Raw genomic sequence first — 9155 nt, forward strand, 5'->3', positions numbered from 1 at the left:
ATGGATCAGATCGGCGTCCTTCTTGATCCTCTGCCGCCACAGTGCCATCTCCAGCGCGTCCAGCGGCAGGTCGGTCCGCATGTGGTCCGCGACCTCCCAGCCCACGATCCGGCGGGAGTACACGTCCAGGACGAACGCCACGTAGACCCAGCCCGACCAGGTGCGGACGTAGGTCAGGTCAGCCAGCCAGAGCTGGTTCGGGCGCTCGGCCTCGAACTGCCGGTTGACCAGGTCGGGCGGGCGTGGTGCGGACGGTTCCGGGATAGTGGTGCGGCGGCGTCGGCCACGGATGATGCCCTCGATGCCGAGCTCGCTCGTCAGCCGCTCGACGGTGCACCGCGCGACCCGGTGCCCGGCGCGGAACAGGGCTCGGGTGATCCGGCGGGCTCCGTAGGTCCGGCCGGAGTCCTCCCATATGGCTGTGACCAGCGGGATCAGCTCCTCATCGCGGAGTCGGCGGGCCGACTTCGGCCGCGTCCTGCGCGCGAAGTACGTCGATGGGGACAGCTCCAGCACCCGGCATACGGGATCGCCCCCGAAGCCATCGCGTAGGTGGTCGATCACCTGCTCGGCCTCGTCTGGGGACGGTCGATCTCCTGGGCGAAAAACACGCTGGCCGCCTTGAGGATCTCATTGGCCCGCCTCAACTCGGCGACTTCCTTGCGGAGTTCCTTCAGCTCGTCGCGTTCGAGGGTGGTGAGCCGGTCGTCGCGCTCGCCCGCGTCGGCCTCGGCCTGACGGACCCAGGACCGCAGGGCCTCCTTGTGGATGCCCAGGTCACGGGCGACGTGGGTCACCGGCCGGCCGGTCGAGCGGACTTCGCGCACGGCGCGCTCGCGGAGTTCATCGGGGTATTTACGTGGTGCTGGCACTGCTCGTGGTTCTCCTCACGCCTGGACCGTAGTCCAGGCTTCAGGGACTCCACGAGAGTAAGAGGTTGTCTCATTTGGCTAGGCGGCGGTAGCAGATGAGGGTGCAGGCGATGGCGGTGAAGGCCAGGAAGTGACTGGCTTTGCGCTCGTAGCGTCGATGGAGCCGGCGGCAGCCGGCGAGCCAGGACATGGTGCGTTCGATGGTCCAGCGGTGTCGGCCCAGTCGCTTGGACGACTCGATGCCCTTGCGGGCGATCCGGTGGGTGATCCCACGTCGGCGTAGCCATCGCCGCAGGTGGTCGTAGTCGTAGCCCTTGTCTGCGTGGAGTTTGGCGGGGCGCCGCCGTCGCGGTCCGCGGCGGGATCGGATCGGCGGGATACCGCGGACGAGGGGCTCGAGGGCCTGACTGTCGTGGAGGTTCGCGCCGGAGATCCCGATCGAGAGGGGCAGACCCGTACGCTCCGTGATCAAGTGGATCTTCGAGCCCTTCTTGCCCCGGTCGACAGGATTCGGACCTGTCAGCTCCCCCCTTTCAGGGCCCGCATGTTCACCGAGTCGATCGCACAGCGGGACCAGTCCAGCTCGCCCCGCCTGCCCAGTTCGTCCAGGACCAGACGGTGCAGCTTGGCCCACACCCGTGCTTTGCTCCACTCGGTGAACCGGCGGTGAGCCGTCGGTCCCGAAGGCCCGAACGACGGAGGCAGCTGCCGCCATGTACACCCTGACGTGGCCACGAAGATGATCGCAGCCAACACCTCACGGTCTCCGTACCGACGGCGACCGCCGCCCTGCGGCCGAGACGGAGCAGGCGGCACCACTCGCTCGAACAGCTCCCACAACTCATCCGGCACAAGACGCTCAACGATCCCCACGACGCCAGACTATCGAACAGCCCAAATGAGACGAACTCTAAGAGCAGCTCACTCTCATCAGCGTCTCCGACGGCACCCCTCGGGCCCGGTGACACCACCCCCCAGGTCATCCGTTCGACAGAGGGGACACAGTCATACCGGGCCCGGAGGCCAGCGGCCCCATTGCAGGACCGCGAAAAACATAACGGGGGCACCTCACAGGATGCGGTGCAGCCGGTTGAAGACCCCGGCCATTTGCCAGCGTTCCAGCCGCCGCCAGCATGTCTGCCCTGAGCCGAACCCGACTTCCAGAGGCAGCAGTTGCCAGGCGATGTCGTTGTACAGCACGTACAGGATGCCCTGGAGGCACACACGTCCGTACCGGTCGTGGCCCTGGCGAGCGCTCGGGCCAGGGCTGCAGAAGAGGCTCGATCAGAGCCAACAAGTCGTCGTCCACGATCCACAGCCGGGTAGTCACACCATCCCGAACGGCTGAATCGTCACACCGGTCACGGCGGACCAGGGGCTCTTTAGCAAGATCGCGTTACGGGCTCAAAGGAGTAGTAATTACCCAGTCGATGGAATCGATACAGGCGGATCACGCTGATATGTTGCAGGCCAGAATAGGGTCTGGGCTTCTCGGTCGGTTGCGAAGTGGCAAGGCGTGAGGCTCAGAGCCGTGTCAATCTGGAGAAGTAATTCATGAAAACCACCAAGCGAAAAGGCTCTTCCGTGCAGCGGAAATTCTTCGCTTCCGCCCTCACGGCACTTTCCGTCTTCGGGGCGCTCACTACGGCAACGGTTGCTCCCGCATCGGCTGACACTACGACGCAGGAGTACTTCCTTGAACAGGGGGTTGCCGCAGGTGGGGTGGCGATTCTCTACTACCGCTGCCCCCGGGGGGACTTGCTGAAGGGCTCGCCGACCTTTACTCAGGGTCCTCACCTGCAGTTCCTCAAGGCCCCGTACTATGAGCCGGCTGGGTCAAGTGGCGGCGAGGGATGGGCGGTAGAGGTTGCCAATACCAGCAATACAGAGGCCACATACCTGAATGGGACGATTTTCTGCACGCACACGGAGAGTAGCGTGAAGATTGAAAAGGTCGTAACGGTTCCGGGTAGGACGGGGACTTTTGGAGGAATGTCTCGATTTGAGATCTATTGCCCTGAGTCTAAGCCGGGATACGCGAGGGCGTATGTCGAGCGTCAGGTCGGCCTCGATGTGCCCGTGAGGATCGATCCGGGCCTAATGGAAGATCCTTCGGTGACTACCTTTGAGTTCCTGAACAGGAATCGCATGGGGTCTGTGTACAAACTGACCGTTGAGTGCCGTGGCTAGAGTTACATGGCGCACTAGAGGTTAAGGGCAACGGAATTTCTCCGGTCTTTTTCCGTTCTCTTTGGTGGTCCGCCGGTCATATCCGGCGGGCCGCTTTCGCTTTTCTGAAAGAATGTGACCATCTCGCGTCGGGAAGTGTGCCGGTGTCGAAGCGGAGGAACGGGGTGAACTTCTGCCGGGTGTCCTCCCAGAGCCTGACGATCGCCGGGATACTTCCGGCCCCACGTGTCGGTGAACTCGGCGAACCGTTCGAGGGCGGCCTCCTCGGTCGGCGCCGTATAGACGGGCTTGAGGAGCTTGGCGATCTTGTCCCAGTCCTGGCGGGCAGCCTGGCGGAAGGAGTTCCGCAGTAGGCGGACCATGCAGGTCTGCACGATCGTCCTGGGCCAGACGGTCTCGGACCGCGTTGGGCTGGCCCTTCAGTTCGTCGCAGACGAGCATGAGTACTGAAGTTCCCCCGCTTTCTTGGACACTCGTTTCTTACGCTGCGAGGGTGTGGTCTTGTTCGTGCCGCTGCCGTGTCTCGAGTGGGGTGAGGTAACCCCAGTCGGGATGCTTGCGGAGACGGCGACGGTTGTAGAAGGTTTCGATGAAGGTGAAGATCTCCGCTCGGGCGGTGGCCCGGTCGGGACAGGAGTGGGTGCCGATCTCTTCTTTGAGGACGGCGAAGAAGCTTTCGGCCGCAGCGTTATCGCAGCAAGATCCGGTTCGTCCCATGCTCTGCGGAAGGCCCAACCGGCTTATCTCGCGGCGGAGTTCCTCTGACGTGTACTCGCTTCCGCGATCGGAATGCGTGATGCATCCGGATTTCAGGCGGGCACGGCCGGCGGCCATGTGCAGGGCGTCGACGACCAGAGCGGCGCGGTGATGGTCGGCCATCGAGTAGCCGACGATTTCCCGGGTCGCGAGATCGAGCCAGGTGGCGAGGTAAAGCCAGCCCTCACCGGTCGGGATGTAGGTGATGTCGCCGACCAGCCTGGTACCCGGTGCGGAGGCGGTGAAATCACGGCCCAGCAGGTCCGCGGCGGGCACGGCTTTTCTCGCCTGCCGGGTCAGACCCCGGCGCTTGCGCCGGGTGTGGCCGGTGACGCCGTGCTCGCACATGACCCGCTCGACACGTTTCCGGTTGATCCGCCACCCGAGCCTTCGCAGCTCAGCATGGATACGCGGGGCACCGTAGGTGTGCTTCAAAGCGATGTGAATCACGCTGATCTCGTGAGCCAGGGCCTCGTCAGCGGCCCGCCGGACAGCGCGGGCCTGGGCTCCGGCGAGCCAGGCGTAGAAAGAGGAACGGTTCACTTTTCAGCAGCCGGCACAGGAAAGCGACGGGGTGGGTGGTCTTCTCCGCCTCGATGAACGCGTATGTCTCGCTCACCGGTCGCTTTCCTTCGCGAAGAAGACCGCGGCTTTTCGCAGTACCTCGATCGTCCGGGCCTGCTCGGCGGCGAGCTTCCGCAGCCGCTTCAGTTCTTCGCGCTCCACGATCGTCAGCTCGCCGGGCCGGCCCTCGCCGCGGTCGGCCTTGGCTCGCTTGTACCAGCCGCGCGGCGACTCCGGACTCACCCCCAGCTCCCGGGCGACCTCCGTCACCGTCCGGCCGCTGGAGTCGACCAGCGTGACCGCGTCCCGCTTGAACTCCGCCGTGTACCGCTTCGTGTACTTACTTCCCACCTGGCACTGCTTTCCCTGGGCTCACACGTCCCAGTTTCCAGGCGTCCACATCAACGGGGGAACTTCAGACCTGGCGCCGCAGGTTGAGTAGTGATTACTCAGGTTGCGGAGTGCGGGGGAGGGTGGGCTGAAACTTAGGTCCCAGGGGCTGCTGTTGCAAAAGACTGGCGTGGCTCGCCAGGCTCACCCGATCGTCCACTGCAGCACAGTTCTGCACTCGACATGCGTGAAGGAAGCCCCAAATGCCGACACCATACGAAATCTTGACGGCTTGCGACGAAATCATATCTTCGGGCGTGCAACGGAAGGTCATGCACCTCGACGCCCAGGACGAAAGACTCGACGGCCGTCTGGTGACCGTGGAGGGCAAGCCTCTTGTCAATTTCGGATCCTGTAGTTACCTCGGCCTGGAAATGCATCCGGAACTCAAGAATGCGGTGATCTCAGCCGTAGAAAAGTACGGCACTCAATTTTCCTCGTCGCGCGCATACATATCGTCTCCCGGCTACCGCAGGGCAGAGGAATCACTGAGCACCAACTTCGACCGGCCGGTACTCGTGGCTCCGACAGCCACGCTCGGCCACATGGCATTCTTTCCTTCTGTTCTGAGTGAGCAAGACGCGCTTCTGCTGGATATTCAAGTTCACAGTAGCGTGCAGGCCGCCGCGAAACTTGCACGAGCGCAGGGCACTATTGTCGAGATCGTGCCGCATAACAACATGCAGGTTTTGCGACGGAAAATCATAGCAATGCAGAGTATGTATACGCGAATCTGGTACGCATGCGACGGCCTGTACAGCATGTATGCCGACTATGCGCCTTTTGAGGAACTGAACGCCCTCGTGGAGGAGTTTCCTTCCCTGTGTCTCTATGTGGACGATTCTCATGCAATTTCTTGGAGCGGCAAATACGGGCGTGGTTCCGCTCTGGAGAGTCTGAGCCCAGAAGCACTTGGTCGGACCGTGGTCGTGGGAGGCTTGTCGAAGTCGTTCGCAGCTGGAGGGGGTGCCCTCGCTTTCCCCGACAGTGAGATGCTACGTCGAGTTCGCACCGTCGGAGGGCCCATGATGTTTTCTGGCCCAGTTCAGCCACCCATGCTTGGGGCGCTTTGCGCCTCCGCCGACCTCCATCGAACCGATGAAGTGTCCCGGCGGCAGGCAGATTTGGTGAGACTGATCGAATTGTTCAATGCGGAAGCTTCACGGCTGCAACTTCCTTTGGTGAGTGACAGTACTGCACCGATTCGCTGTATCGGCGCCGGGGTACCGGACGTTGCATACGGGGTGACGTCGCGTCTTCGAGAAGCGGGATTCTTCGTCGACACAGCCGTGTATCCGGCGGTGCCGGCCAAGCGTGCGGGAATCCGGGCAACGCTCACGTGCCATCACACAGAGGACGATGTGAAGGAGCTTGTTTCGGCGATCGCCCGTGCGCTCCCTGAGTCGCTGGCTGCGGAGGGGAGCTCGACTGAACAGCTCGTGCAGAGCTTCAGAATGCAGTTGAACGGACGGCCGGTGCAACTCGCTACAGCCTCTATGCCTCAGCCAAGCGCGAATCTGGCCATGGAGCGAAGAAATTCGGTCAAGCACCTGAACAGAGCCGAGTGGGATCAGATGTTCGCTGACCGTGGAATTTTCACTTCCACAGGCATGGAAGTGTTGGAAAAAGTATTCCGGAATACAGAGGATATATCAGGCGAAGGAAGCAGGTTTAATTACTTTATAGTCCGGGATGAAACAGGACGCCCTGTCGCCGCAACTCTCTTCACGACAGAACGCTGGAAAGAGGACATGCTCTCTTCTGCGGAGGTTTCGGAGGAAGTCGAGAGACGGCGCAATGAAGACCCTGAATACCTGACGTCCGTGATGGTGGCAATGGGAACTCTTGTCAGTGAAGGTAATCACCTGTTCCTTGACCGGTCTTCGCCAGACTGGAAGGCTGCGTTGCGTCTCATCATTTCTGCAGCTCGCAGGGAAGAGGATGCGGCCGGCGCCTCAGCCGTCATTCTGCGAGATCTTCCCGACGGGGACGAAGAACTCCGCGAGTTCCTTTCAGGTGAGGGATTCCTTCGCTTCCCGATGCCGGCTACGTGGGTCGGGGAGTCCGACTACGCCGATAGCGCCGCCTATCGGTCCAGCCTTTCAAAAAGGGCCCGCAGGTATCAGAAGCTCGAAGTGGCTCCCTGGGAAGATCGCTATGACATTCAGGTCCTCGCGGGAGGTCTGGACGGAGCTTCGTACGTGGACCGCGAGACACTCGCACATCTACACAGCCTCTATCTGAACGTCCACAAGCGTCATCTTGAGTTGAACACGTTTGAACTGCCATCGAATTTCATCGAAACTGCACTAGGCTCCGCGAACTGGGAGTTGGTTCTTCTCCGCCCGAAGGGCAAACCTTCCCTTCCTGTTGCATTCGGACTGACACACATCGGAAGGGGCAGCGTCCAAGGAGTCTATCTGGGCCTGGATGACAACAATTCCAAGTCGTATCGAGCGTATCATATTCTCCTCAGGGAACTCGTCAGAGCTGCATCTCGCCACCAGGCGACGAAAATTCACTTCGGCCTTACCGGAGGATTTGTCAAATCTCGCTTCGGCGCCAAGCCGGTACACAGTTGGTTGTATGTCCAGCCCACTGAAACGTATAACAGCCAGGTACTCCTCCATCTTTCCGAACGTTTGTAACGAGGAGTGGAAACAAGGATCGGCTTGAGCAATTCGATCCAGAGCACGGTCGGCGATCAGGTTGGTACACATGCCAGAAAAAATCTATGATGTGGCAGTCGTCGGTGCAGGAATAGCCGGTCTGACGGCGGCCATCTCACTACAGAAAAACGGTCGTAACGTAATCGTGCTGGAAAGGCGCAGAGTGGCCGGCGGTCTATGTGGCACCGCGAATTATGGTGGGTATGAATTCTCGATCGGCTGCAATGATTTTGGCTCCGGATTCTCGCAGAGAATGAAGCGACTCGGCGTTTTCACTCCATTCCAGTCGCGACGGTCCATCTTCCGTATCGGGCAGCGAGTTTTTACCTTTCCACCCGATCCGAAAACCCTTATGAGAATGTCGGCGGATCTGCCGGGTCTCGCACGTATCGGAAGGAGTCTAAAGAATCTCTCAGTATCTGATCAATATCCAGTGATGGAGCAGTTCCTGGATGCTCATGCATGCCGAACAAAAACGGCTGACCTACTGGCTCTGGTTCCCTATGCCATGGGTGCGGCGCCAGCTGTCATGCCCACCTCATGGTTGAGGGAAACCTTCTCCAGGCAATACGAATACGGCGTCGCCAAAAGCATGGTCCCAGGAGGAGGTCCTGCGCGTCTCATCGATGACATGGTGATGGCTTTTGAGTCCGCCGGGGGCCATCTGGTCCTCGGGGTCGAGGTAAGTCAAATCGAGGGGGTTCATCCCGAGAGGACTCTGAACTCTACCGCCGGAATTTTCCGCGCATCACGGGTCGTGACCAGCCAACCGCGCACCGGCGAGTATCAAAGTACCGGGCGCCCAGGGCTGGCGAGCGGGATGATCCACTTGGTCGTGGACAAGTCGTTCACGTATCCGCGGAATGCGCATACGCTGGGTTACTTCCCTGCACGAACCTCCAGCTGGTTGAATCTACTCAACCAGGGTGAGATGCCGAATGAGTTCGGCTTCCATGCCTTCCCTTCCACACTCCGTCATGAAACAGATTACCTTGGCCTCAACGTGTGCTTCCTAGTTCCACGTGGGTTTGAGTCGCTTACGAAACCAGAAGAAGACGTTATGTCTGAATTTGTCATGCAGGAAATCGAGCGTATCCTCCCCGGGGTCGGGTCAAAGGTTTTAGACAGCCTTTTCATCTCGCCCGAGACATTCACAATAATTAGCGATGGTCTGTCCAGTCGCCCCGTTCCCATAATACCGAATCCGAGAGTGAAGAAGCCAAGTATTTACGACCCGGTGCGGGATCTTTGTCACGTCGGAAATTCTGTGGAACCGCCGGGCGAGCATTCTGGAGGTGCACTTCTTTCCGGCTTAATGGCGGCAGAAATAATCAGGAAAGGTCAGGCTCGCGGGCCTTCTGACCCGCACCCTGTTGCTTGAAACGCAGGGGCTTCTGCCAAGCCCCTCAAGGGCATGATTGGCATCCCTGCGTTGGATACAGGAGCTACGGCAATCCCATCGGCACTGTCGCGTTGTTGGGGCATGATCGTTTGAGGGTGGGAAAGGGCCGTCGGTTAGCCTGTTGCTCAGGCTGTGACGGGCATGCCGGCGGCGCTGGTGATCTGGTTCCAGATGGTGAAGCGGATGGTCATCTCGAGGCGGTGGCGGCCGGCGGTCATGAGGTGTTGTCCGGGTCTGAAGTGGGGTGAGATGCCGGTGAACGCGGACAGGAATCTTTGGGCTGATCCCACGGACCGGAAGCCTTTCCTGACG

8 protein-coding genes and 3 pseudogenes are annotated in these 9155 nt (G+C 60.6%); 3 read left to right on the forward strand and 8 right to left on the reverse strand.

All coding sequences use genetic code 11. The features are described from left to right. The 4 genes and pseudogenes from ACFWUY_RS39700 to ACFWUY_RS39715 form a co-directional block, all read right to left on the reverse strand. Positions 1 to 564 (reverse strand): IS3 family transposase (locus ACFWUY_RS39700; RefSeq protein ID WP_384121544.1); only part of this gene is annotated, 564 nt, incomplete at its 3' end. Next, positions 561 to 872: a transposase gene (locus ACFWUY_RS39705; protein ID WP_384121547.1), complete on the reverse strand. Its 312-nt coding sequence runs from the start codon at positions 870 to 872 to the stop codon at positions 561 to 563. The genes ACFWUY_RS39705 and ACFWUY_RS39700, both read right to left, overlap by 4 nt. 70 nt (positions 873 to 942) lie before the next feature. Next, positions 943 to 1739 (reverse strand): IS5 family transposase gene (locus tag ACFWUY_RS39710; RefSeq protein WP_384121560.1). Its coding sequence is split into 2 segments (ribosomal slippage): positions 943 to 1406 and positions 1406 to 1739, totalling 798 coding nucleotides; the frame shifts between segments, so codons are not numbered across the junction. Between the two features lie 201 nt (positions 1740 to 1940). Further along, positions 1941 to 2129 (reverse strand): annotated as a pseudogene (locus ACFWUY_RS39715) (transposase); the annotation flags it as partial. A gap of 297 nt (positions 2130 to 2426) precedes the next feature. Here ACFWUY_RS39715 and ACFWUY_RS39720 point away from each other — a divergent pair. Next, a complete protein-coding gene (locus tag ACFWUY_RS39720; protein WP_384121549.1) occupies positions 2427 to 3062 on the forward strand; it encodes a hypothetical protein in 636 nt (211 codons plus the stop codon). Positions 3063 to 3204: 142 nt separating this feature from the next. Here ACFWUY_RS39720 and ACFWUY_RS39725 read toward each other — a convergent pair. From ACFWUY_RS39725 to ACFWUY_RS39735, 3 genes and pseudogenes are all read right to left on the reverse strand, one after another. Further along, positions 3205 to 3515 (reverse strand): annotated as a pseudogene (locus ACFWUY_RS39725) (transposase); the annotation flags it as partial. A 27-nt stretch (positions 3516 to 3542) separates the two neighbouring features. Next, positions 3543 to 4361 (reverse strand): IS3 family transposase, encoded by an 819-nt coding sequence (locus tag ACFWUY_RS39730; RefSeq protein WP_384121551.1) that lies wholly within the window; start codon positions 4359 to 4361, stop codon positions 3543 to 3545. A gap of 72 nt (positions 4362 to 4433) precedes the next feature. Next, positions 4434 to 4733: a transposase gene (locus ACFWUY_RS39735; RefSeq protein WP_384121553.1), complete on the reverse strand. Its 300-nt coding sequence runs from the start codon at positions 4731 to 4733 to the stop codon at positions 4434 to 4436. Positions 4734 to 4975: 242 nt separating this feature from the next. On the opposite strand from ACFWUY_RS39735, the gene ACFWUY_RS39740 reads away from it, so the two are divergent. Next, positions 4976 to 7420 (forward strand): aminotransferase class I/II-fold pyridoxal phosphate-dependent enzyme, encoded by a 2445-nt coding sequence (locus ACFWUY_RS39740; RefSeq protein ID WP_384121555.1) that lies wholly within the window; start codon positions 4976 to 4978, stop codon positions 7418 to 7420. A gap of 70 nt (positions 7421 to 7490) precedes the next feature. Then, a complete protein-coding gene (locus ACFWUY_RS39745; protein ID WP_384121558.1) occupies positions 7491 to 8822 on the forward strand; it encodes a phytoene desaturase family protein in 1332 nt (443 codons plus the stop codon). A 146-nt stretch (positions 8823 to 8968) separates the two neighbouring features. Here the strand turns inward: ACFWUY_RS39745 and ACFWUY_RS39750 are convergent. Next, positions 8969 to 9155 (reverse strand): annotated as a pseudogene (locus ACFWUY_RS39750) (IS6 family transposase); the annotation flags it as partial.

Source organism: Streptomyces sp. NPDC058664, assembly GCF_042716635.1.
Classification (GTDB): domain Bacteria; phylum Actinomycetota; class Actinomycetes; order Streptomycetales; family Streptomycetaceae; genus Streptomyces.

Coding starts and splice junctions, on each gene's coding strand:
- ACFWUY_RS39720 (WP_384121549.1), top strand. CDS start 2,427: ATGAAAACCACCAAGCGAAAAGGCTCTTCCGTGCAGCGGAAATTCTTC.
- ACFWUY_RS39740 (WP_384121555.1), top strand. CDS start 4,976: ATGCCGACACCATACGAAATCTTGACGGCTTGCGACGAAATCATATCT.
- ACFWUY_RS39745 (WP_384121558.1), top strand. CDS start 7,491: ATGCCAGAAAAAATCTATGATGTGGCAGTCGTCGGTGCAGGAATAGCC.